The sequence below is a fragment of the Leifsonia sp. McL0607 genome (genome assembly GCF_049993355.1).
Lineage (GTDB): Bacteria > Actinomycetota > Actinomycetes > Actinomycetales > Microbacteriaceae > Leifsonia.
Map to the genome: position 1 here is coordinate 2,396,929 of NZ_CP188253.1, position 22,418 is coordinate 2,419,346.

Genomic DNA, 22,418 nt, shown 5'->3' on the forward strand with positions numbered 1-22,418 from the left:
CAATCGCTTTGCCGCGCTCCTGACCGTTCCCTAGGCTGACGACGCCTCTGCACAACTGGACGCAATGGAGCACACATGGCCTTCGAGACCCTCGCCAGCGACTTCTACGGCTTCGAGAACCTCCTCACCGAGCGCGAGAAGGAGTTCCTCGCGAACCTGCGCTCGCGCCTGGAGAGCGAGATCAAGCCGATCGTCAACGAGTACTGGGAGCGGGGCGAGTTCCCGCACCAGATCATCGACGTGCTGCACGGTGCAGGGGCGATCGGCCTGGGCTTCGCCGAGACCGCCCCGTTCGAGAACTCGGCGGTCTTCCGCGGCTGGGTGGCGCTCGAGCTCGCCCGTGTCGACGGGTCCGTCAGCACCTACGTCGGCGTGCAGAACGGCCTCGCGCTCGGCGCCATCGGCGTCTGCGGCTCGGCCGAGCAGCGCGCGCAGTGGCTGCCCAAGCTGGCGAGCGGGGAGGTGCTCGGGGCGTTCGGTCTCACCGAGCCCGACTCGGGATCCGACTCGGCGCAGGGCCTGCGCACCGTCGCGACCCGCGACGGCGACGACTGGATCCTCAACGGCTCCAAGCGCTGGATCGGAAACGCGACGTTCAGCGACATCACCGTGATCTGGGCGAAGAGCGCTGAGGACGGTCAGGTGAAGGGCTTCATCGTGCCGACCAGCACGCCCGGATACACCGCGACGAAGATCGAGGGCAAGCAGTCGCTGCGAATCGTCCAGAATGCCGACATCACCCTCGAGAACGTGCGGGTGCCCGAGTCGCTGCGCTTGCAGAACGCGAACAGCTTCCGCGACACGGCCGCCGTGCTGCGGCTGACGCGCGCGGAGGTGGCCTGGGCCGCCGTCGGCGTCGCGGTCGGCGCCTACGAGGCGGCCCTGCGGTACGCGAAGGAGCGCGTGCAGTTCGGCAAGCCGATCGCCAAGCACCAGCTCATCCAGGACCTCCTGGTGAAGTCGATCGGCGACATCACGGCCTCCATCGCGCTGTGCACGCGGGTCACGCAGATGCTCGACGACGACGAGCAGCGCGACGAGCACTCGGCTCTCGCCAAGGCGTTCGCGACGGCCCGGATGCGCGAGACCGTGGCCCGGTGCCGGGAGCTCATGGGCGGCAACGGCATCGTGATCGACTACGACGTCGCCCGCTTCTTCGCCGACGCGGAAGCCCTCTACTCGTACGAGGGCACGCGCGAGATGAACACGCTCATCGTCGGCAGGGCGATCACCGGCGAGGCCGCGTTCGTCTGAGCGGCCGACGCCGACGACGCCGAACGAGATGTCGGTCAGCTGACGGCCTCCTCCGAACGATAAGGTTCTCTCTGACTCACCCCTGACTTTCGTTTGGAGGACGCCGTGGCGTGGTTGGTGACCGGAGGCGCCGGATACATCGGCTCCCATGTCGTGCGGGCGTTCCGCGCCGAGGGCGTCGACGTGGTCGTCGTCGACGATCTGTCCAGCGGCCACGAGGAGTTCGTCCCGTCCGAGGTGCCGTTCTACCGCGGGACGCTCCTCGACGGCGATCTGCTCGAGCGGATCTTCCGCGAGTACAGGATCAGCGGCGTCGTCCACGTCGCCGGTTTCAAGTACGCCGGCGTCTCGGTGCGGCGCCCGCTGCACACCTACGAACAGAACGTGACCGGGACCGCCGTGCTGCTCGCGGTGATGCAGGAGGCGGGCGTCGACGCGATCGTCTTCTCATCGTCAGCAGCGGTGTACGGAACGCCCGACGTCGAGACCGTCACGGAGGCGACGCCGAAGAGCCCGGAGTCGCCGTACGGCGAGTCGAAGCTGATCGGGGAGTGGCTGCTGCGCGACCAGGGCGTCGCCGTGGGCCTGCGCCACACCTCGCTGCGCTACTTCAACGTGGTCGGCTCCGGCGATCCGTCACTGCGCGACACCAGCCCGCACAACCTCTTCCCGCTGGTGTTCGACGCGCTCGTCGCCGGTCGCACTCCGCGGATCAACGGCGACGACTATCCGACGCCGGACGGCACCTGCGTGCGCGACTACATCCACGTCGCCGACCTGGCCTTCTCGCACGTGGTGGCGGCCAAGCGCCTGGATGCAGGCGAGCCGGTGGAGGCCGTGTACAACCTCGGCAGCGGCGACGGCGTGAGCGTCGGCGAGATCATGTCCACCGTGGCCTCCGTGACCGGAATCGCCTTCACCCCGGAAGTGGGGCCTCGACGGCCGGGTGATCCGGCGAGGATCGTTGCCTCGGGCGAGCTCGCAGCCCGCGATCTCGGCTGGAAGATGCGCCACACTCTCGCCGACATGGTAGGCAGCGCCTGGGAAGCACGGCAGCTGGCCCCCTGAATCCCGCCTCGACGGCGGAGACAGGTCGGGCGTGTCGCGATCATTGTCGTTCGTCGGCGCGTCGTGAAGTCTCGACCAGGCGTTAAGGCTTTACGATTCGCGACTTGACGGAAGCGAATGACAACGGTGTAATTATTGCGACACGACAAACGTGTCGCAGGCAGTTAAAGGGTGGGGAGACCGATATGGCAATTCCTGAATATCGTTCTGGGGTACCCGACGACTGGTTCATCGATCCGGTGCGACTCGGGGTTCCGGGAGTCCGGGCGGGTGTCGACGACGACAATCCTCTCGCCTGGCAGTCCGACGCCCTGTGCGCGCAGACGGATCCCGAGGCGTTCTTCCCCGAAAAGGGCGGCTCGACGCGTGACGCGAAGCGGATCTGCACCTCGTGCGAAGTCCGTTCCCAGTGCCTCGAATACGCGCTCTCGAACGACGAGCGTTTCGGCATCTGGGGCGGGCTATCGGAGCGCGAGCGTCGCAAGCTCCGCAAGCGCGCCGGCTGATCCGGGTCGAATACGCGCCGCGCCCGACGCACTACCGGGATCGGCGCAGCCCCAACTTAGGCTGACTCCCGATGTATCCGAGAGTCACCGCCATCGTCGTCGCCCACAGCGGCGGTCCCAGCCTGCAGCGCACTCTCGACGCCATCGCGGCGCAGACCCGCCAGCCGGACGCCGTGATCGCCGTCGACTGCGCGGGCACGGACGACGCCGCGCGCCTACTCGCCGACGCGAATCCCACCCACCTCCTCCGCAGCGGCGAGAAGCTCCCGTTCGGCTCCGCCGTCTCGAGCGCGGTCCGCGTCCTCCCTCCCACGTCGTCGTCCGAAGAGCTGCTCTGGCTGCTCGCCCACGACACGGCCCCGGAGCCCGAGGCTCTTCGGGCCCTCATCGGCGCCCTCGAGGTGTCGCCCTCCGTCGCCGTGGTCGGACCGAAGCTGGTCGACGCCGACGATGCCGCCTTCATCCGCGAGTTCGGCGAGACGATGACCCCGTTCGGCGCCTCGCTGCCTGTGGTCGAGAACGAGCTCGACCAGGCGCAGCACGACGGCCTGAGCGATGTGCTCGCCGTGTCGTCGGCCGGCATGCTCGTGCGTCTGCCGGTCTGGGAGGCCCTCGACGGGTTCGACCCCGCGCTTCCGACCGTCGACGACGGTCTCGACTTCTCCACCAGGGCGCGCCTCGCCGGCTACCGGGTCACCCTGGTCGCACAGGCCCGCGTCGCCGTGGGCGGCGACGGTCTCGCCGGCCCCAACCTGTCGCGCAAGTGGTCGGTGCGCCGCAAGCTCGCGGGGGAGCGGCGGCGTGCGCAGCTCCACCGGCGCATGGCGTACGCTCCGGGCTGGGCGGTCGTGCCGCACTGGCTGACTCTCGTGCCGCTCGCGATCCTCCGCTCGATCCTGCGCCTGCTGCGCAAGGAGCCCGGCTCGGTCGGCGGCGAGCTGGCCGCCGCGTTCCGCGTCGCGTTCTCCGGGCTCGTGATCAGCAACGCGCGCAGGCGGCTCGCGAAGGCGAAGACGGTGACGTGGGCGGCGATCGCGCCGCTGCGCATCCCGTTCGCCGACGTGCGGCGCATCAGGGCGCTCAAGCGGGAGGCCGCGCTCGTGCGTCAGCAGGGAGAGCGCCAGGACCTCGACTTCTGGGGGACGGGCGGCGGCTGGACAGTCCTGGCGACGCTGGCCATCGGCGTCGCGCTGTTCTATCCGCTCGCGTCCTCCACCGCCATCACCGGCGGAGGGATGCTGCCGCTCAACGCCTCCGTCGGTCAGCTCTGGGCGAACCTCGGCTACGGCTGGCGCGACATCAACCTCGGCTTCGTGGGAGCGGCCGACCCGTTCTCGGCGGTCCTCGCGGTGCTCGGCACACTGACCTTCTGGCAGCCCAGCGCCTCCCTCATCGGTGTGTGGGTGCTCGCCCTCCCGCTGGCGGCGCTCGGCGCGTGGCTCGCGGCGGCCCGCCTCACCGTGCGTCCGACGCTCCGGGCTTTCGCGGGCATCGCCTACGCGCTCGCTCCGACACTGTTCATCGCACTGCAGGGCGGTCGTCCCGGCGCCGTCCTCGCCCACATCCTGCTCCCGTGGCTGTTCTTCGCCGGCCTCGCCGCACGCCGCTCGTGGACCGCGAGCGCGACGACCGCGCTGCTGGCCGCCGCGACCGTGGCCTGCGCCCCCGTGCTCATCCCCGCGCTCGTCGTCGCGTGGGTCGCGGCCATCGTGTTCGCCGGGAGTCGCATCGCGCGCATCGTCTTCATCCCGCTGCCCGCTGTCGTGCTGTTCGCGCCGCTCGTCTGGCAGCAGGCGAGTCGCGGAGCCTGGCTGTCGATCTTCGCCGACCCCGGGGTCGTGCTCGACACTCGGCACACGCCCGCCTGGCAGCTCGCACTCGGCTTCCCCGACGGCACGCTCGGCGGCTGGCACGCCATCGCCGCGTCGCCGTCGTTCGGCACGGGAGCCGGCAACATCCTGGTGCCGATCCTGCTCGCGCCGCTGGGCGTTCTGGCGATTCTCGCGCTGTTCCTCCGCGGGACCGTGCGGGCCGTCGTCGCGCTGCTCGTCGCCCTCGCGGGATTCCTGACCGCCGTCGCCGCGGTGCACGTGGAGGTCGCAGTGAGCGGCTCCACGGTCGCGCCGATCTGGCCGGGCAGCGCGCTGAGCCTCTACTGGATCGGGCTGATCGGGGCGGCGGTGCTCGCTCTGTCCGCGTTGCGGCGCGGTGCTCTCGCCCCCGCCTGGGTCGCCATGATGACGCTGGCGATCGCCGCGGTCCCGTCGGCCGTCGCCACCCTCGACGGCCGGGCTGCCGTCAGCGCCTCCGCCGGACAGACGATGCCCGCGGTCGTGATGGCGAAGGCGGCCGCCCAGCCCCGCACGGGGACCCTGCGCATCACCCCGCAGCCCGACGGCGGCATCGAGGCGGAGATCATCCGGGGTTCCGGGCAGACGCTCGACGCCCAGACCACGCTGAGTTCGACCTCGCGCTCGCTCACCTCCGGACAGCGGGAGCTCGCCACCCTGGCGGGCAACCTGTCGTCGCGCAGCGGGTACGACGCATCCGGTGAGCTGAAACGGCTCGGGCTCGACTTCGTGCTGCTTACGCCGCCGGCGACCGAGCTGAACGAGAAGCAGGCCGGCACGCAGCCGGAGACCACGGCGGCCGAGGCGACCAGGACCCGCGCGGGAATCGCCATGGACGCCAACCCGCTCCTGGTCTCCGTCGGCCAGACGACCACCGGGTCGCTCTGGGCGTTCGACCGCGGCACGACCGTCGTGCCTCCCGCGGCACAGATCCCGCAGGACGCGGGCGGCGTCTGGAGGCTGCTCGTGCTGCTCGTGCAGGGCGTGATCGTCGGCTTCACCCTGCTGCTGGCCATCCCGACCACGCGCTCGGCCGACCGGGTGTCGGAGCTGAACGCGCGCCGGCCGGAGCGTCGCCACGGCGGCGAGCCTCCTGCGGTCGAGCCGGACGACGAGCCGGACGATGAGCCGGACCGGCCGTCGGACGGCGACGCGTCGATCGCGGAGGAGAGCCTCGACGACTGGGAGGCGGAGCCCGACGAGGAGGCGGCCGTCGAGTCGTACGAGGACGGCGACGTGAGCCCGGCCGCGACGGAGCCGGAACCCGAGCCCGAGCCCGAGCCCGAGCCGGCGGTCGAGCCGGAGCCCGAACCGGCGCCGGAGCCCCAACCGGCGCCGGAGCCGTCGGTCGAACCCGAACCGGCGCCAGAGCCGGAGCCCGACCAGAAGCCCGAACGTGACCTCGATTCCGTGCCCGCGCCTGTCGGGGCGCCGGCGACCCTGGAGGACGGCCTCGATGAGACCATCATCCGACCGCGCCCGTCGACCGGGGGGAGCGATCGTGGCTGACCGTCGAGCCCTGGCACAGGGTAGCGCCCGCGTGATCGGCGGAGTCGTCGGCGTCGGGATCGCGGCCGTCGTCATCGCGGGCGCGACCCTGCTCCCGCTCTCCGGCTTCGCCATCGACGCTCCATCGCAGACCGTCCGCCCGGTGCCGGCCGATCAGCAGCGCGTGTGCCCCGGCCCGCTGCTCGCCCTCGCCGCCGACGCCGGGCAGGCCACGCGGCCGAGCGCGATCGGCGCATTCTCCACGGTGTACGGCGCCTCCGGAGCCGACACCACGTCGCGCACCCTCAAGCCGGACGCGGACACCACCTCGTCGGACCAGGCTCCTGTCGCGCTGACAGCCACGACGCCGCAGGGCGCGACGACTCCTCCGCTGTTCGCGGGCGCGCAAGTGCAGAACGCGCAGACCGACGATCTGGCCGGGCTGGCCGCGGCCGCCTGCGCGGAGCCGTCGGCCGACAGCTGGCTGGTCGCCGGCGCCACCACCCTCGGCCAGACGAGCATCGTCCTGCTGGCGAACCCGACCTCCGTCGAGGCCACGGTCAACCTCGACATCTACACGGAGACCGGACACGTCAGCGCTCCGGGAGCCACCGGAATCGTGGTGCCGGCCGGCGCTCAGAAGGTCGTGCCCTTGGCCGGCCTCGCCCCATCGGCGACGGCGCCGGTCGTGCACGTCACCACGACGGGCGGACAGGTGATCGCCACCATGCAGCAGAGTTTCGAGCAGGGCATCCAGCCGCGCGGCGTCGAGCTGGCCGGCGCGACGGGATCTCCCGACCGCGTGCAGACGATCGCCGGCGTGACGATCGCCTCCCTCGCCGCCATCACAGCGGCGCAGTCCGCCGAGAGCGTCGGCGTCGACTTCCCGACGGTGCGCCTCCTGGTGCCCGGCGACCACGACGCCAAAGTCACCATCGGCGCCGTCGGGGAGGCCGGGACCAACGCGGGCAACTCCTATGCGCAGACGGTGAAGGCGGGCAACGTCGCCGAGATCCCGCTCGACAACCTCAAAGACGGCAACTTCACCGTGACGGTCCGCTCGGACGTCCCGGTGGTCGCCGCGGTGCGCACGTCCGTCATCGGGACGAAGACGCGCGACTTCTCGTGGTTCGTGTCGGCGCCGACGATCGGCGACTCGCAGCTCGTGGCCGTGCCGCCCGGGCCGAAGCCGCTGCTGCACTTCGCCAACGCGGGCGCTTCCGATGCGAAGGTGACGATCCAGCCTTCGACGGGCAAGGCGACCTCCCTCACGGTCCCCGCCGAGGGTGGTGCGAACGTGGCTGTGCCGAGCGGCCGCTACACGCTCACCGGCGCTCACGGGCTGGAGGTCAGTGTGAGCGTGGGCGGAGATGGCCAGGCGAGCAGCTTCGCCGTGTCGCCCGCCGGTCCGCTCGCCGCGCCGATAGAGGTCTACCCGCACTGATCGAGGCACCCCGGCGCCGAGCGGATCGGCTCGGGCGGCGCGGGCGCGGCGTGGTTCAGAAGTGCCGGAAGCGGTCGGGCGCGAGGTCCCACGGATCTTTGCCGAGCAGTTCGGCGACAGCGCGGAACACACATCCCTCGATGTACATGCGGCGGTGCAGGTCGTCGTCGCGGTGCAGCTTGGTGAGGCGCTGGATGGGCACCCGGTACAGCACGATCCGGCGTCGGGCGTGGTCGACATACCAGCGGTCCACTCCATCGGTGCCGGTGTTGCCCGTCGGCGTCGCAGCGACCTCGAAGTGCACGTTCGCGAGCTCCCCGGGCCAGACGCCCTTGAGGTAGTCGGCCGTCGCTGCCACGGTCATGTCGAAGAAGTCGATGCGGTTCTGCAGCATGGGCAGATGCGGGCCGGTCACCGGTCCGCGCGCGCCTCGGCCGTGACGGCTGCGCCACCGGCTGGTCGCCGGAGGGTTGCTGCTGGTGCGGCGATTGCGGGGCATGTCGCAATCCTACGTCGGTGGTGCTCCGGTAGTCTGAGCGCGATGTTGAGCCGCCCGTGTTCCCGTGTCGCCTGTCCGCGCGACGCCGTGTCGACGCTGACCTACGTGTATGCGGACTCGATGGCGGTGCTCGGCCCGCTTAGCCTCTCGCATGAACCACACTCGTACGATCTCTGCGCCATCCACGCCGAGCGTCTGTCTGCGCCGCAGGGCTGGCAGATCGTGCGTCACGAGGTCTTCGGTGAGATCAAGTAGGGTGACCCGCGTGCATACATCTGACTCGATCGACGACTTCCGCGCCGCCCTCTCTGCGGTCGTGAAGACCTACGACGTGCGCGGTCTCGTCGGGAGCGGACTGACGCCCGAGATTGTCACCGCCGTCGCTGCCGGATTCGTCGACGAGATCGACGCGGCCGGCTCCGAGGTCGTCGTCGGTCACGACATGCGCGCCTCGTCCCCGGAGTTCGCCGCGGCGTTCGCCCGCGGAGCGCAGGCCCGCGGGGCCGACGTCGTGTCCATCGGCCTGTGCTCGACCGACGAGTCGTACTACGCCTCGGGGGCGCTGAACGCCGCAGCCGCGATGTTCACCGCCAGCCACAACCCCGCCACCTACAACGGGATCAAGCTATCGCGGGCCGGCGCGCAGGGCATCAGCCTCGACACCGGGCTCGCGGCCATCCGCGACCGTGCCGCCGTCTACCTTGCGGAGGGCCTCGTCAGCGTGGACCGGCCGGGCGGCTACCGCGAACAGGACGTCCTTGCCGACTATGCGGCCTACCTGCGCGGTCTCGTCGACCTGAGCGGCATCCGGCCCATCCGCGTCGTCGTTGACGCCGGCAACGGCATGGGCGGACTCACCGTCCCGGCCGTGCTCGGGGAGGCCGCAGGCCTGCCGGCACTCCCGGTCGAGATCATCCCGATGTACTTCGAGCTCGACGGCAGCTTCCCCAACCACGAGGCGAACCCGCTGGAGCCCGCCAATCTGGTCGACCTCCAGGCCGCCGTCGTGGAGCAGGGCGCCGATCTCGGACTCGCCTTCGACGGCGACGCCGACCGCTGCTTCGTGGTCGACGAGACGGGTGCGGCGGTGTCGCCCTCCGCCGTCGCCGCGATCGTCGCCGTCCGCGAGATCGCCCGCGCGCGCCAGGCCGACCCTGGGGCCGACATCACGGTCATCCACAACCTGATCACCTCGAACATCGTGCCGGAGACCATCGAGGCCGCAGGGGCGACCCCGTACCGCACGCGCGTGGGCCACTCCCTCATCAAGGACGCGATGCGCGAGACCGGCGCCGTCTTCGGCGGCGAGCACTCGGCGCACTACTACTTCCGCGACTTCTGGAGCGCCGACAACGGCATGCTGGCCGCGATGCACCTCCTCGCCGAGTTCGGCTCCCAAGAGCGACCGCTCTCAGAACTGACGGCCGTGTACAGTCCGTATTCGCAGTCCGGCGAGATCAACTCGACCGTCGAGGACGTTCCGGCGACCTACGCGCGGATCGTCGAGGCCTTCACCGGTCGCGGCGAGCTCGACGAGCTCGACGGCCTCACCATCACCGGCCTGACCGACGCGAGCGAGCCGTTCTGGTGGTTCTCGGTGCGGCCCTCGAACACCGAACCGCTGCTGCGCCTCAACGTGGAGGCGGCCGACGACGCCACGATGTCGCGCGTCCGCGACGAGGTGCTGGCGCTCATCCGCGCGTGAGCGCTGCTGCGAGCAATTCCGGAGTCTTGGCCCACACGCCTCCTGTCTCCGGTGGAACCGCCACCATGCCGGCGTGTCTCCGGAGGGTTCCGGAGTTACGGACACCCGGGACGGCATGCGGGCAACTCCGGAGATAACCGACGACACGCCGCGAGAAAGACCGTTCCTCCGGATTCTCGTTGCGAAGTCCGCCAGACTCCGGAGGAACGGAGCGGCGGCACGCCCCGCCTGGGCCCCGGAGTTATCAGACACTCCTGAGCTCCACCGCGCGCGCATGCGAGAATAAGCCCATGCCATCCCCCGCCATTGACACCTCCCTGCCGTTCCGCGTCGCGGATCTCTCGCTCGCCGAGGCCGGAAGGCACCAGATCCGGCTCGCCGAGAACGAGATGCCCGGCCTGATGGCCCTCCGTGAGGAGTTCGGCCCGACGCAGCCGCTGAAGGGCGCACGCATCGCCGGTTCGCTGCACATGACCGTGCAGACCGCCGTGCTCATCGAGACGCTCGTAGCCCTTGGCGCGCAGGTGCGCTGGGCGAGCTGCAACATCTTCTCCACGCAGGACGAGGCGGCCGCCGCGATCGCCGTCGGCCCGCACGGCACCGCTGAGGCGCCCGCCGGTGTCCCGGTTTTCGCCTGGAAGGGCGAGACGCTCGAAGAGTACTGGTGGTGCACCCAGCAGATCTTCGACTGGACGACCGAGGCGCACGTCGCCGGCGCCGACTGGAGCGGTCCGAACCTCATCCTCGACGACGGCGGCGACGCCACGCTGCTGGTCCACAAGGGTCGCGAGTTCGAGCTCGCCGGCGGCGTCCCGAGCGAGGCCCCGGGCGACAGCCACGAGTACCGCGTGATCCTGGCGGCCCTGCGCGCCTCCCTCGCCACCTCCGCCGACCGCTGGACGCGTGTCGCCGACGGCATCTGCGGCGTCACAGAGGAGACCACCACCGGGGTCCACCGCCTCTACGAGCTCGCCAAGAGCGGCGGCCTCCTCTTCCCGGCGATCAACGTCAACGACTCGGTCACCAAGAGCAAGTTCGACAACAAGTACGGCATCCGGCACTCGCTGCCCGACGGCCTCAACCGCGCGACCGACGTGCTCATCGGCGGCAAGGTCGCCTTCGTCTGCGGCTACGGCGACGTGGGCAAGGGCGCGGCGGAGGCGCTCCGCGGCCAGGGCGCGCGCGTGATCGTCAGCGAGGTCGATCCGATCAACGCTCTTCAGGCGGCGATGGACGGCTTCCAGGTCACCACCCTCGAGTCGGTCATCGACCAGGTCGACATCGTCATCACCGGCACGGGCAACCTCGACGTGGTCACCCTCGACCACATCCTCGCGATGAAGCACCTCGCGGTGGTCGCCAACGTCGGCCACTTCGACAACGAGATCGACATGGCCTCGCTGGAGGCCCTCCCCGGTGCCGAGAAGGTCGAGATCAAGCCGCAGGTGCACGAGTGGCGGCTCCCGAACGGCCGCAGCGTCCTGGTGCTCTCCGAGGGGCGTCTGATGAACCTCGGCAACGCCACCGGCCACCCGAGCTTCGTGATGAGCAACTCGTTCGCCAACCAGGTGCTCGCCCAGCTCGAGCTCTACGTCTCGACCGAGAAGTACCCGGTCGGCGTGTACGTGCTCCCGAAGCACCTCGACGAGAAGGTGGCGCGACTCCACCTCGCGGCGCTCGGAGTGAAGCTGACGACCCTGACCGACAGGCAGGCCGCCTACCTCGGCGTGCCGGTGGACGGCCCCTACAAGGTCGACCACTACCGCTACTGATGGCACTCGAATTCGCAGACCGGGAACTGCCCGGCGGGCTCGTCCTACGCGTGCGCCGTGAGGACGACGCCGCGGCGCTCGCGGCGGCGTACTCCCGCAACCGCGGCCACCTCGCGCCGTGGGATCCGACCAGGCCGGAGGAGTTCTTCACCGAGGCGGGCCAGCTGGCGCGCACGCGCGAGCTCCTCGCCCTCCACTCGCTCGAGACGGCGGTGCCGCTGGTGATCGTCGACGGCGACGAGGTCGCCGGCGGCGTAGACCTCAGCAACGTCGTGCGTGGCGCATTCCAGAGCGCCATGGTGGGCTACTGGCTCGACCGGGACCACACCGGTCGCGGTCTGGCGTCCGTCGCGCTCACGGCGCTACTGGAGGCCGCCAGGGACGACTTCGGACTGCATCGTGTGCAGGCGGCGACGCTGCTGGCGAACCACGCCTCCCAGTCGGTGCTCACGCGCACCGGTTTCGAGCGGATCGGCGTCGCCCCGAACTACCTCAAGATCGCGGGCCGTTGGCAGGACCACGTGCTCTTCCAGCGCATCCTGCACGACTGAGGGTCAGCGGCGGCGATAGACGTCGGCGCGATGGTCGACGCGCACCACGAGCACCCGGATCTGGTCGTCGTCGATTTCACAGAGGACGCGATAAGGTCCGCGCCGCGCACTGTACAGTCCCTCCAACTCGCGGCTGAGAGGCTTGCCGAACCGGCGTGGCGATCGCGAGAGATCGCCATAGACGAACTCGATCACGGCTGAAACGATCCGCGGCGGGATCCTTTCGAGATCGCGTGCGGCCGGCGACGAGAAAATGGCCTCGTACGTCACGCGGTGCGCTGGGTTCCAAAGCGGCTCCGAATCTGCTGCTCGCTGAGGCCGTCGCCCGTGGCGATCTCGCTGCGCGCCGCACTCACCGCCTCGAGAGTCCCTTCTTGCGAGAGCCAATAGAGGGTCTCCTGAAGCGCCTCCCATTCGTCGATGCCCACGATCAGGGCCGCGGGAATCCCGTTCTTGGTGATGGTGACCTGTTCGTGTGTCGTCACCGCCGCATCCACGAGTTCGTTGAGGTGGCTCTTCACGTGAGAGATGGGAAGGGTTTGCATCGGGAGCCAATGTAGTCCGAATAAAGGTGCTCCGGAGACCTGTATTCGGACTTAAATCTCCGCGAAGGCCCGCACCGGGAACGTGCCGAAGCCCTCGACCGCGGGAGGCGGCGCCGTGAACCGCGCGCCGCGGGCGGGGAGCTCGCCGAGGCGGGTCAGGTGCTCGACGACGTGGATTCCGTGCGCCAGCAGGATGCTGTGCGCCGGGCGGGAACCGTCGTTCTCGGTGTCGTCGATGTTGAGCGAGTCGATGCCGACCAGCGTGACGCCGGCGCGGGCCAGGTGCTCGGCGCCCGCCTCGGTCAGGTAGGGGGCGCCGGTGGCGTACTCCGGGGTCCCGAAGCGCGTGTCCCACCCGGTGTGGAGCAGCACCGCCGCCCCGGCGAGGTCCCTGTCGTAGAAGACCGACGCGGGAATGCCGCGCTCGGCGGCGTCCGTCAGGTGCAACACCTCCGCGCGCAGCCCTACCAGGGTTGCGAGGTCGAGCGACGCGAGATCACCGCCGTCGGCGTAGCGGTGGAAGGGGCTGTCCAGATACGTGCCGGTGTTGCCGATCATCGTGATGACGTCCATGGCGAACTCGGTGCCGGGCGCGTAGCGCTCGCGCGACGCCTCGCGTGTGAGGTGCGGCGTGATCACGGGCTCGGGGAGGCCGGGATAGGTGACGAGGCCGGCGCGGATCGGGTGGCTGAGGTCGACGATCCGGGTGGCGCTGCGATCGTCGGACGCCACCGTCTCCATGCCCCGGCTCCCGCGGTGCGGCTCGGCGACGATGCGGACGTCGCGCAGCTCGACGGCGCTCACGAGGGCGAGCCCGAGGTGCCGGACGAACAGCTCGGCGAGCTCGCCCTCCCCGACAGCAGCCGACGGCACATCCAGCCGGAAGCCCTCGGCGGTCAGCCCGCCGCCATTGACGAACGACACCACGGCGTCGAAATGGGCACGGTACTCGGTCATCGACGCTCCTGGGGTGTGGCCGGCCGCGTGGCCGGAGCTGCGGATCAGCGGTCGGGAAAACTGTGCGGGAGGGCGCCCAGCACCGGCTCGAGCCGGTGGAGGCGCTCGGCCTCCAGAGCGAGCCCCGTGGCGTCGCGCTGGCGGCGGAGGACGGCGACGGCCACCAGGAACGACTCGGCGTCGACCTGCGGCAGCGGCGAGACGTACGGTGCGGCCTCCCGCGCGAGCTCGGTGCTCAGCCCGACGCGGGCGGCGATCGTCAGCTGCGGCGCCTGGCGCACGAACTGGGCGATCCGTCGCGACAGCCGGTCGGGGAGCCGGCCGACATCGGCCGTCTGCGCCCACCCGTACAGCTGCGGAGGCAGAGAGAGGGCGAGCGGCTGCGGCCGCGGGACGCGCTCCAGCTGGCTATACGTGCCCGCCAGCAGGTCGCCCAGGCGCTTGGAGCGGGTGTTGAGCAGTCCGGTGAGCGCGGCGATGCCGCCGAACGTCAGATAGATCTCGAGCACACCGACCAGAGCGCGGATGAACGCGCGCCGGAATCCGGTCGCACCGCCGTCGTCGCGCACGATGCGGGCACCGACCGCCAGCCGGCCGAGCGAACGGCCGCGGGTCAGCAACTCCATAGCTGTCGGGAGCACGACCATCCCGAACACGAGGATGAGCACGACGAGCGTGCGCACCAGCGCCTGGTCGAGACCGCCTCCCGTCGCCACCAGGAGCAGGATGCAGCCGAGCATGATGAGCATCGAGAACAGCCAGTCGATCATCGTGCCCGCCGCGCGGAGGATGTAGCTGGCCGGCTTGACGTCCAGCGTGACGGCCTCGCCGGTGACGAGCTCGCGCTCGTCGCCGGTGGGGAGGCCGGCCGCAGGCGGGCGCCCACCCGGCAGGCCCACGCGCGACTGACCCGTGCGAGGCTTTCCCCCGCTCGGGAGCATGGGCGCTGGTGCCGTCATGGCTATCATTCAAGCAGATGGATCTCGACGCATACACGGCAGCGCGCAGTGCCGACTGGGACAGACTCTCCCGGCTGGCCGCGCGCCGACGCCTCGACGGGCGTGACGCCGACGAACTGATCGACCTGTACCAGTCGGGAGCTGCCGATCTGTCGGCGATCCAGACCAGCGCGGGTTCCACGGCGGTCGGCGACCGGCTCTCGGTGACGCTGGCCACCGCGCGGCTGCGCTTCACCGGGGCAGGCACCAATCTGTTCTCGCAGATCCCACGATTCTTCGTCCTGCAGCTGCCCGCCGCGCTCTACCGCATCCGCTGGATCGCGCTGGCCGTGGCGGTCGGCACGATCGTCGTCTCGACGCTCTACGCGTTCTGGATCACCGGCAACCCGGAGGTGCTGCGCAACCTGGGCGACGACGCCGCCCTCAAGCAGTACGCGAACCACCAGTTCGTCGACTACTACTCCAACAACCCCGCCGCGTCGTTCGCCGGCCAGGTCTGGACGAACAACGCCTGGATCGCCGCGCAGTGCATCGCGTTCGGCATCACCGGGCTCTGGGTGCCCTACGTGCTCGTGCAGAACGCGGTCGGGGTCGGCACCGCGGCGGGCGTGATGTTCGCCTACGGCCGCGGCGACGTCATGTTCGCGTACATCCTGCCGCACGGCCTCCTGGAGCTCACCAGCGTCTTTGTCGCCGCTGCGGCGGGCTTGCGGATCTTCTGGGCCTGGATCGCGCCGGGAGCGCGCACCAGGGGCCAGGCGCTCGCTGAGGACGGCAGGGCGCTCTTCACGGTTGCCGTCGGCTGCGCGATCAGCCTTTTCGTCTCCGGGCTGATCGAAGGCTTCGTGACCCCGTCGGCGCTCCCGGTGTGGGCGAAGATCGCTATCGGTGTCCTGGCGTTCGCAGCCTTCCTCGTCTATATGCTCGTCGTCGGGCGCCGCGCGGTGCGCGTCGGCGAGACCGGCGACCTCACCGAGTTCGAGGCAGGGGACCGCCGGGTCGTCGCCGGCTGACGCGCGCCCCGCGGTTTCGCGACTTTTGCCGCGAATGCGCGCTCTCACCCCGCAACTTGCGATATTCGGCGCGAATGCGCGCTTGACCGAAACGCCTCATTCGGCGCAAATGTGCGCTCGTGACGCGTTCTTTCGACGTTTCGGCGCGAATGTGCGCTTGGGGGTCGCGTGTGGGATCGTTCGGCGCGCATGCGGGGGAGGGGAGAGGAGGGGGCGTTTCGGCACTTTCGGCGCGAAGCGCGCGGCCACCGGGACGGGGCAGCGGGCCGTCAGAGCCGGCCAGCGGCCTTCAGCGCGAGGTAGCGGTCGGCAAGGGCGGGAGGCAGGTCGGACGGCGAGCCGGTCACGACCTCCCCGCCGAGTCGGCGGACGGCAGCCGACACACGTGCGACGTCGAGCAGCGCGCGCTCGGCCGAGGCGGCGCGGTACACGTCCTCCCGGCGACCGCGCTGCAGGGCGGCGGCCTCGGTCTCGGGGTCGGTCACGCTCGCGACCACGACGATGTGCTTCTTCGCGAGCTGCGGGAGCACCGACAGCAGGCCGCGGGAGCCTCTCGGCGCATCGAGGGAGGTCAGCAGCACGACCAGCGATCGCTGACTGGTCATGGTTCCCACCTGCGAGGGGACCGCCGACCAGTCCATCTCGATGAGCGCGGGGTCGATGCCGGCCATCGTATCGACCATCCGCGACAGCAGCTCGGCGCCCGACGCGCCCTGCACCCGCCCGCGTACGACGCGGTCGTAGGCCAGCAGGTCGACGCGATCGCCCGCGCGGGTCGCGAGCGCCGCCAGCAGCAGGGACGCCTCGAACGCGGTGTCGATGCGCGGCTCGTCGGCGATGCGCGCGGCCGAGGTGCGGGCGGTGTCGATCACGACCACCACGCGGCGGTCGCGCTCCGGACGCCAGGTGCGGACCATCACGCGCGCGCCCCGGCCTCCCGTCGGATCGTGACGCCGCGCCGTCGCGCGCCAGTCGATGGAGCGCACGTCGTCGCCGCGGACGTACTCGCGGAGGGAGTCGAACTCGGTGCCCTGGCCGCGCAGCATCACGCTGGTGGTGCCGTCGAGCTCGCGCAGCCGCGCCAGGCGGGAGGGGAGGTGCTTGCGGGAGGTGAACGGGGGCAGCACGCGAATGCGCCCGGGCGCTTCGAGCGTCGCCTGCCGCGCCCAGAGGCCCAGCGGTCCGGAGGCCCGAAAGGTGACCTGCTCCACGTGGCGCTCGCCACGGCGCCAGGGCCGTAGCAAGACGGTGACGCGCCGGCGCTCGCCGGGTGGGATGCTGATCGCGACGCGGGGCGGCTCCGCTCCGGCCGACGGTTCCCACCCGTCCCGCAGCACACCGCGAAGCGTACGGGTGCCGGTGTTGGTGACGAACAGCTCCGCGGTCGCGTCCGCTCCGAGCCGCACGCGCGCCGGCAGCTCGCGCCTCACCCGCACCCGCCGCGGCGACGCGGCCAGTGCGAGATCGATCGCCCCGAGCGCGACGCACACCACCAGCCAGCCACCCAGCGCGGCATAGGCGAGCGCTGCCTCCCCGCCGAGCAGCACGACGGGGATCACGCCCAGAGTCAGCAGGGCGACGAAACGTCCGGACACGGTCATCGGCTCGCCTAGATCGGGACCTGGACCTGCTGCACGATCGAGCGCAGGATCGCGTCGGCGCCCACGCCCTCGAGCTCCGCCTCCGGACGCAGCTGGATGCGGTGCCGCCAGACCGGGACGAGCATGGCCTGCACGTGGTCCGGCGTGATCGAGTCGTAGCCGGACAGCCAGGCCCACGCTTTCGCCGCGGCGAGAAGCGCCGTGGTGCCCCGCGGGCTCACGCCGAGCTGCACCGACGGGCTGCGGCGCGTCGCCCTGGCGAGGTCGACGATGTAGGCGAGCACATCGGGGTCGGCGCCGACGCCGGCCGCTGCCGCGCGGGCGTCGTTCAGCTGCCGCGCGTCGAGCACGGGCGTCACGCCCGCTCCGGCCAGGTCGCGCGGGTTGAAGCCGGCGGCGTGCCTGCGCAGGACCTCCACCTCGACCTCGCGCTCCGGGACGTCGAGCGTGAGCTTGAGCAGGAAGCGGTCGAGCTGAGCCTCCGGCAGCGTGTACGTGCCCTCGTACTCGATGGGGTTCTGGGTGGCCGCGACGATGAAGGGGTCGGGGAGGCGGCGGCTCACGCCGTCCACGCTGACCTGTCGCTCCTCCATCGCCTCCAGCAGCGCGGACTGCGTCTTGGGAGGCGTGCGGTTGATCTCGTCGGCGAGCAGGATGTTCGTGAACACCGGCCCCTCGCGGAAGACGAACCCGCCGGTCTGGCCGTCGTAGACCAACGACCCGGTGACGTCGCCCGGCATCAGGTCGGGCGTGAACTGGATGCGCGTGGTCGAGAGGCTCAGCGCCTGGCTGAGCGAGCGCACCAGCAGCGTCTTGGCTACGCCAGGCACACCCTCCAGCAGGACGTGCCCGTTGGCGAGCAGCGCGATCATGAGGCCGGTCACGGCGCCGTCCTGTCCGACGACGGCCTTGCCGACCTCGGAGCGCACCCGGGCGAGGGCGTGGCGCAGGCCGTCCGACCCGACGGCGGGAGCGTCGGCGGGTTCTTCACCGGCGAGGTGGGATCCGGTCGTGAGGTCGGTCATTCTTCCATTCTTCCGGTCGATCGGGAACTGTCGGGGGAGGCGGCTGTTGCGGTGGCGTGTTCGAGTTCGGCCAGCCGGTCGGAGAGGTCGATGAGATCACGATCCGGGTGCGGGTGCTCCTCCACCAGGAGGTTGAGCACGGCGGCGCGGTCACGGCCGGTGAGCGCCGCGACGGCCTCGGCGATCTCGTCGATCGTGGCGACCCGGGGGAGGCCGACGCTGGCACACAGCCGGCCGATCGTGCCGATGCGCAACGCGTCAGCGGCGCGGAGCCGTGCGGACGAGCGTTGGTACAGGCGGGCGCGGCCCTCGCGTGTCTCGCCCGCGCGGACGACCACCGGGAGGCGCTCGATCACCAACGGGCCGAAGCGACGCCCGCGCCAGACCGCGGCCGCCACGAACACCAGGGTGAGCAGGATCGACACGGGGGTCACCCAGCCGGGCGTGAGCGAGGCGAGATCGGCCGCGCCGGTGACCGGACGGTCGAGCAGGCCGGGCAGGTACCAGACCAGCGTGCGGTGCTCGCCGAGCAGATTGAGGCCGAGAGCCGCGTTTCCGAGACGGTCGATCCCGTCGTTCATCAGCACGGCGGCCGAGCCGAGCAGGTAGACCGTGCGGCCCTCGAAGGAGGTGCTGACCAGGGAGGCGCGACCTCCCGAGCCCGGGAAGCAGGCCGTGGTGTCGCCGGTCGCCCGGAAGATGCCGGGCGACGACGCGCCCACGGTGTTCGCCGTCGCGCGCGGGTCGATGCGCGCTGCGCGCAGCGCGGCGGGGAGGTCGCAGCCGGCGGAGGAGGCGCCTCCCGGCTTGCCCGCCGCGTGGACCGACGGAGCGAGAGCCTGCAGGGCGGCGAAGCGCGGCTCCACGACGACGATGGTGCTCGACACCGACGTCAGCTGGTCATAACCCTCGTGGTCCAGGTTGCCCTGCGGGTCGTAGACGAGCACGGTCGTGTCGTCGGTGGCGGCGTCGCGGACCTCACCGAGCGAGGCGGCCGTCTTCACGGTCACGCCCTGCTGGCCGAGCACCTGGGCCAGCGCCTTGCTGCCGGCCGGTCCCGGGTTCCCGGCGCTCAGGGGGTCGCCGGCGATGGCGCGCCCCGCGCCGAGGGCCAGACCGGAGAGGGCGACGAGCAGGGCGATGGCGCCGAGGACGATCCAGGGGACGGCGCGGCGGGCCGTCCGTCGGACGGTCGGTGTGACGGCCGTGGCGACCGGGTCGTGCGGGGTCTGCGGAGAGGCCTGCGCTTGGGTCGTGCTCGGTGGGAGCGTGCTCGTCACGCGACCACCGCCTCCTGAGCAGGGCGGACACGCTGCAGCTGCGCGTCGAGGGCGACCAGCTGCTGGTACCCGGCCTCGGAGCCCGGCCGGCCGAGGTAGCGCACCTCGTCGAACGTCCGGGCGGCCTGGCGCAGCTCAACGGCAAGGGCGGGGGCTGAGCGGGCAGCCCGGGCGGTGAACTCGGTCGCGGTCGTCCCCGGTCGGACCTCCACGAGGGTGCGCTCGTCGAGCGCGGCGGCGATCGCGCGGAACTGCTCCTCGATCGCGAGCGGCCAGTCCGCTGCCCGGGCGGCGTCGGCGGCCGACCGACGCAGCTCGTCGGCGGAGCGGGCGTCGTCGGCGCCGAAGAGTGCACGGCGATCCGAGGCGGCCCTGCGGTTGAGCCGCGGGCGGCCGAAGACGAGGAACGCGACGACGATCAGCGCAGCGACGATCAGTACGACCACGACCAGCAGCACGGGGCCCGCGTCGCCCGTCGGCCCGTTGAGCAGCGACGCCAGCCAGTCCTGCACGGCTTTGGACGCCACGTCGAACCAGGTGGGCTTCGCCGCCTGGTACTCGGGCTTGGCGAGCTCGTTGCGGAGCCAGTCCTGCGCCTGCGGCGAAGAGGGGTCCACTGGCACGTCGAGCCGGAGCGCGGAGAGCAGCGGCACGGTTCAGGCGCCCGGCCAGGCCGCCGTCGGTGCGGGCTGGGTATAGGGGTCGACCAGATCGTGACCGGTCTGGCGCGCCTCCACGAAGCGCACGAGCTCGAGGTCGAGCCCCTCTTTGCGCATCCGCAGGTCGATGTAGATGAGGCCGATGGCGGCCGACTGCACGACGCTGCCGATCGCCCCGACGATCGCGCCGACCACGGCGGAGAGCACGTTCACGCCGAGCTGGCTCGCGCTCACCGCGGTGAAACTGCTCGAGTCCGGCGTGCTCAGCGATGTCGGCGCGAAGACGCCGCCGACCATCGCGCCGATGAGGGCGAACGGGATCGAGATCACCTGGGTGACCGCATAGATGATCAGCCAGAGCAGGATGAGCACGCCGAAGGTGCGCCAGAAGTAGCCGGTAGTGAGTCGCCACGACCGCGTGATCGCCGCGCGCAGCGGGAGGCGCTCGATCACGAGTGCGCTCGGCACGACGGAGAGCTTGGTGTAGAGCCAGGCCCCCAGCACGATCAGGCCGATCGAGCCGCCGATTCCGACCAGGACGGCGCCGGTGACACCGGCGACCCCGCCGAGCATGGCGAGGGCGACGATCACGGCCACGACGAGCGCGACGCTCGCGAACCCGGCCAGGAAGATGAAGAAGGTCCAGCCGATGAGCGCGCCGATCCGCCCGCGGACCAGCTGCCAGAGTGCGTGGAAGGTCAGCTTCTCGCCGAGGGTCTCGCGCGAGACCTCGCTGACCACGATGCCCTGCAGCAGCGTGCTGAAGACCGTCGAGATGACGACGGCGAGAACGCCGAGCACGATCGTGCCGCCGATGGCGCCCGCTGTGATCGTATCGCGATCCGCGGCGTCGGCGTTGGCGATCCGGTCGACCAGCACGAACACGCCGCCGGCGATGAGCACCGAGGCGATGATCGTCGGGATGCCCTGCAGGAGCAGCGCGGCGCCGACCGTGATCTTCGGGTTGCGCCGCAGCGCCTGGAACGGAGCGCCGATGAGCGTGCCGAACGCCAGCGGCCGCAGTGGCACGAGTCCGGGCTTCGGCGGCGGAGCCCAGCCGGGCTGGGCGCCGGGGGCGCCGTACTGCCAGCCGGGCTGCTGCCAGCCGGGCTGCTGCTGCTGCCAGCCGGGCTGCTGCTGCTGCCAGCCGGGCTGCTGCTGCTGGTACCCGCCCGGTGCGAACTCACCGTATTGCGGAGCCTGCGCGTTCTGCGGAGGCTGCCCGGAGGGCGGGGACGGGGGAGCGGCAGGGGGAGCGGGGGGCGGTACCGCGCCGTCGGGTCCCGTTCCGTCGGCCGCTCTCGCGTCGTCGGACGAGCCGGGTGCCCGCCAGGTCTGGTCGTCGCTCACGCTGTGCCTCTCATCCCCGTCTGGTTCGTGCTCCCATGCTGGCACATCCGCCGGTCCGGCGATGCCCCGCCCACGGGGCACGCCGCGGGCGCACAGTGGGCATCGGGCCGGCATACAATGCTCGCGCAGCCTCCTCGACTACGCTGGACCCGTTACATCCGCGGCGGGCGCCGCCCGAGAGGGGTTCAGGGGAATCTTCGGACATGACTAGTCGCATCCTGGTGGTCGACGACGACACCGCGCTCGCCGAGATGATCGGCATCGTGCTCCGCACCGAGGGATTCGACCCTGTGTTCTGCGAAGACGGAGCACAGGCGATCGAGGTGTTCCGTGCGGCCAAGCCCGACCTCGTCCTCCTCGACCTCATGCTCCCCGGCCTCGACGGCATCGAGGTGTGCAGCCGCATCCGCGCCGAGTCCGGCACGCCGGTGATCATGCTCACAGCCAAGTCCGACACAGCCGACATCGTCAAGGGCCTGGAGTCCGGCGCCGACGACTACATGGTCAAGCCGTTCAACCCCAAAGAGCTCGTCGCGCGCATCCGCACGCGCCTGCGTCCCGCCCCGACCGCCCCGCCGGCCGAGCAGCTGCGGGTCGGCGACCTGCACGTCGACGTCGCCGGCCACGAGGTGCGGCGCGGTGACGCCCGCATCGCCCTCACGCCGCTCGAGTTCGACCTCCTGCTCGCCCTGGCCTCCAAGCCGCAGCAGGTGTTCACGCGCGAGATGCTCCTCGAGCAGGTGTGGGGCTACCACTACAAGGCCGACACCCGGCTGGTGAACGTTCACGTCCAGCGCCTGCGCGCCAAGGTGGAGCAGGACCCGGACAACCCGAAGATCGTGATGACCGTGCGCGGGGTCGGTTATCGCGCCGGCGCGGCGACCTGATTGGG

Annotated in this window: 21 protein-coding genes; 11 read left to right on the plus strand and 10 right to left on the minus strand. The window is 71.1% G+C overall.

Features of this window, described 5'->3' with window-relative positions; all coding sequences use genetic code 11:
* The first annotated feature begins 75 nt into the window (after positions 1–75).
* From ACPPVW_RS11515 to ACPPVW_RS11535, 5 genes are all read left to right on the plus strand, one after another.
* Positions 76–1,254 (plus strand): acyl-CoA dehydrogenase family protein, encoded by a 1,179-nt coding sequence (locus ACPPVW_RS11515; RefSeq protein ID WP_426623260.1) that lies wholly within the window; start codon positions 76–78, stop codon positions 1,252–1,254.
* 105 nt (positions 1,255–1,359) lie between these two features.
* A complete protein-coding gene (gene galE / locus ACPPVW_RS11520; protein ID WP_426623261.1) occupies positions 1,360–2,322 on the plus strand; it encodes a UDP-glucose 4-epimerase GalE in 963 nt (320 codons plus the stop codon).
* Positions 2,323–2,507: 185 nt separating this feature from the next.
* The gene (locus tag ACPPVW_RS11525) at positions 2,508–2,828 is read left to right on the plus strand and encodes a WhiB family transcriptional regulator (RefSeq protein ID WP_426626291.1); all 321 of its coding nucleotides are present in this window, start codon (positions 2,508–2,510) and stop codon (positions 2,826–2,828) included.
* 71 nt (positions 2,829–2,899) lie between these two features.
* On the plus strand, positions 2,900–6,187 hold the full coding sequence (locus ACPPVW_RS11530; RefSeq protein WP_426623262.1) for a glycosyltransferase family 2 protein: 3,288 nt from the start codon (positions 2,900–2,902) through the stop codon (positions 6,185–6,187).
* Positions 6,180–7,610, plus strand: a complete 1,431-nt coding sequence (locus ACPPVW_RS11535; protein WP_426623263.1) for a DUF5719 family protein — start codon at positions 6,180–6,182, stop codon at positions 7,608–7,610. Before ACPPVW_RS11530 ends, ACPPVW_RS11535 begins: the two co-directional genes overlap by 8 nt.
* A 55-nt stretch (positions 7,611–7,665) precedes the next feature.
* Here the strand turns inward: ACPPVW_RS11535 and ACPPVW_RS11540 are convergent, their stop codons facing one another.
* Positions 7,666–8,109, minus strand: coding sequence for a metallopeptidase family protein (locus ACPPVW_RS11540; RefSeq protein ID WP_426623264.1), 444 nt, complete (start codon positions 8,107–8,109; stop codon positions 7,666–7,668).
* A 42-nt stretch (positions 8,110–8,151) separates the two neighbouring features.
* Between ACPPVW_RS11540 and ACPPVW_RS11545 the strand changes: the two genes are divergently transcribed.
* The 4 genes from ACPPVW_RS11545 to ACPPVW_RS11560 all read left to right on the plus strand — a co-directional run bounded on the left by ACPPVW_RS11545 (position 8,152) and on the right by ACPPVW_RS11560 (position 12,137).
* Entirely contained in the window at positions 8,152–8,364 is a 213-nt protein-coding gene (locus ACPPVW_RS11545) for a DUF3499 family protein (protein WP_055918289.1), read from the plus strand.
* A gap of 10 nt (positions 8,365–8,374) precedes the next feature.
* Entirely contained in the window at positions 8,375–9,814 is a 1,440-nt protein-coding gene (locus ACPPVW_RS11550; protein WP_426623265.1) for a phosphomannomutase/phosphoglucomutase, read from the plus strand.
* Between the two features lie 290 nt (positions 9,815–10,104).
* The gene (ahcY, locus tag ACPPVW_RS11555) at positions 10,105–11,586 is read left to right on the plus strand and encodes an adenosylhomocysteinase (RefSeq protein WP_426623266.1); all 1,482 of its coding nucleotides are present in this window, start codon (positions 10,105–10,107) and stop codon (positions 11,584–11,586) included.
* Complete coding sequence (locus tag ACPPVW_RS11560; RefSeq protein WP_426623267.1) at positions 11,586–12,137, plus strand: GNAT family N-acetyltransferase; 552 nt, start codon at positions 11,586–11,588, stop codon at positions 12,135–12,137. Before ahcY ends, ACPPVW_RS11560 begins: the two co-directional genes overlap by 1 nt.
* 3 nt (positions 12,138–12,140) lie before the next feature.
* On the opposite strand, the gene ACPPVW_RS11565 is transcribed toward ACPPVW_RS11560, so the two are convergent.
* From ACPPVW_RS11565 to ACPPVW_RS11580, 4 genes are read right to left on the minus strand one after another with little or no spacing between them, the layout of a single operon-like run.
* A complete protein-coding gene (locus tag ACPPVW_RS11565) occupies positions 12,141–12,407 on the minus strand; it encodes a type II toxin-antitoxin system RelE family toxin (protein WP_426623268.1) in 267 nt (88 codons plus the stop codon).
* Entirely contained in the window at positions 12,404–12,682 is a 279-nt protein-coding gene (locus ACPPVW_RS11570; protein WP_426623269.1) for a type II toxin-antitoxin system Phd/YefM family antitoxin, read from the minus strand. Before ACPPVW_RS11570 ends, ACPPVW_RS11565 begins: the two co-directional genes overlap by 4 nt.
* A 51-nt stretch (positions 12,683–12,733) precedes the next feature.
* Complete coding sequence (locus tag ACPPVW_RS11575; RefSeq protein WP_426623270.1) at positions 12,734–13,639, minus strand: cyclase family protein; 906 nt, start codon at positions 13,637–13,639, stop codon at positions 12,734–12,736.
* A 44-nt stretch (positions 13,640–13,683) separates the two neighbouring features.
* Positions 13,684–14,598 carry an RDD family protein gene (locus ACPPVW_RS11580; protein WP_426623271.1) on the minus strand — a complete coding sequence of 305 codons (915 nt, stop codon included), beginning with the start codon at positions 14,596–14,598 and terminating at the stop codon, positions 13,684–13,686.
* 17 nt (positions 14,599–14,615) lie between these two features.
* On the opposite strand from ACPPVW_RS11580, the gene ACPPVW_RS11585 reads away from it, so the two are divergent.
* Positions 14,616–15,611, plus strand: coding sequence for a stage II sporulation protein M (locus ACPPVW_RS11585; RefSeq protein ID WP_426623272.1), 996 nt, complete (start codon positions 14,616–14,618; stop codon positions 15,609–15,611).
* A gap of 269 nt (positions 15,612–15,880) precedes the next feature.
* Here ACPPVW_RS11585 and ACPPVW_RS11590 read toward each other — a convergent pair whose 3' ends face one another.
* The 5 genes from ACPPVW_RS11590 to ACPPVW_RS11610 are packed head-to-tail and all read right to left on the minus strand — an operon-like array spanning position 15,881 to position 21,526.
* Positions 15,881–17,212 carry a DUF58 domain-containing protein gene (locus tag ACPPVW_RS11590; RefSeq protein ID WP_426623273.1) on the minus strand — a complete coding sequence of 444 codons (1,332 nt, stop codon included), beginning with the start codon at positions 17,210–17,212 and terminating at the stop codon, positions 15,881–15,883.
* 8 nt (positions 17,213–17,220) lie between these two features.
* Positions 17,221–18,237, minus strand: coding sequence for an AAA family ATPase (locus tag ACPPVW_RS11595; RefSeq protein ID WP_426623274.1), 1,017 nt, complete (start codon positions 18,235–18,237; stop codon positions 17,221–17,223).
* Positions 18,234–19,517 (minus strand): DUF4350 domain-containing protein, encoded by a 1,284-nt coding sequence (locus tag ACPPVW_RS11600; protein ID WP_426623275.1) that lies wholly within the window; start codon positions 19,515–19,517, stop codon positions 18,234–18,236. Before ACPPVW_RS11600 ends, ACPPVW_RS11595 begins: the two co-directional genes overlap by 4 nt.
* Entirely contained in the window at positions 19,514–20,170 is a 657-nt protein-coding gene (locus ACPPVW_RS11605; RefSeq protein WP_426623276.1) for a DUF4129 domain-containing protein, read from the minus strand. Before ACPPVW_RS11605 ends, ACPPVW_RS11600 begins: the two co-directional genes overlap by 4 nt.
* Positions 20,171–20,173: 3 nt before the next feature.
* Entirely contained in the window at positions 20,174–21,526 is a 1,353-nt protein-coding gene (locus tag ACPPVW_RS11610; protein WP_426623277.1) for a hypothetical protein, read from the minus strand.
* A gap of 203 nt (positions 21,527–21,729) precedes the next feature.
* On the opposite strand from ACPPVW_RS11610, the gene mtrA reads away from it, so the two are divergent.
* Positions 21,730–22,413 carry an MtrAB system response regulator MtrA gene (mtrA, locus tag ACPPVW_RS11615; protein ID WP_426623278.1) on the plus strand — a complete coding sequence of 228 codons (684 nt, stop codon included), beginning with the start codon at positions 21,730–21,732 and terminating at the stop codon, positions 22,411–22,413.
* Positions 22,414–22,418: the final 5 nt, after the last annotated feature.

What these genes read in the sequence shown, in the direction of transcription:
- ACPPVW_RS11515 (WP_426623260.1), top strand. Translation starts at nt 76, where the DNA reads ATGGCCTTCGAGACCCTCGCCAGCGACTTCTACGGCTTCGAGAACCTC.
- ACPPVW_RS11525 (WP_426626291.1), top strand. Translation starts at nt 2,508, where the DNA reads ATGGCAATTCCTGAATATCGTTCTGGGGTACCCGACGACTGGTTCATC.
- ACPPVW_RS11530 (WP_426623262.1), top strand. Translation starts at nt 2,900, where the DNA reads ATGTATCCGAGAGTCACCGCCATCGTCGTCGCCCACAGCGGCGGTCCC.
- ACPPVW_RS11540 (WP_426623264.1), bottom strand. Translation starts at nt 8,109, where the DNA reads ATGCCCCGCAATCGCCGCACCAGCAGCAACCCTCCGGCGACCAGCCGG.
- ACPPVW_RS11545 (WP_055918289.1), top strand. Translation starts at nt 8,152, where the DNA reads ATGTTGAGCCGCCCGTGTTCCCGTGTCGCCTGTCCGCGCGACGCCGTG.
- ahcY (WP_426623266.1), top strand. Translation starts at nt 10,105, where the DNA reads ATGCCATCCCCCGCCATTGACACCTCCCTGCCGTTCCGCGTCGCGGAT.
- ACPPVW_RS11560 (WP_426623267.1), top strand. Translation starts at nt 11,586, where the DNA reads ATGGCACTCGAATTCGCAGACCGGGAACTGCCCGGCGGGCTCGTCCTA.
- ACPPVW_RS11570 (WP_426623269.1), bottom strand. Translation starts at nt 12,682, where the DNA reads ATGCAAACCCTTCCCATCTCTCACGTGAAGAGCCACCTCAACGAACTC.
- ACPPVW_RS11575 (WP_426623270.1), bottom strand. Translation starts at nt 13,639, where the DNA reads ATGACCGAGTACCGTGCCCATTTCGACGCCGTGGTGTCGTTCGTCAAT.
- ACPPVW_RS11580 (WP_426623271.1), bottom strand. Translation starts at nt 14,598, where the DNA reads ATGACGGCACCAGCGCCCATGCTCCCGAGCGGGGGAAAGCCTCGCACG.
- ACPPVW_RS11585 (WP_426623272.1), top strand. Translation starts at nt 14,616, where the DNA reads ATGGATCTCGACGCATACACGGCAGCGCGCAGTGCCGACTGGGACAGA.
- ACPPVW_RS11590 (WP_426623273.1), bottom strand. Translation starts at nt 17,212, where the DNA reads ATGACCGTGTCCGGACGTTTCGTCGCCCTGCTGACTCTGGGCGTGATC.
- ACPPVW_RS11595 (WP_426623274.1), bottom strand. Translation starts at nt 18,237, where the DNA reads ATGACCGACCTCACGACCGGATCCCACCTCGCCGGTGAAGAACCCGCC.
- mtrA (WP_426623278.1), top strand. Translation starts at nt 21,730, where the DNA reads ATGACTAGTCGCATCCTGGTGGTCGACGACGACACCGCGCTCGCCGAG.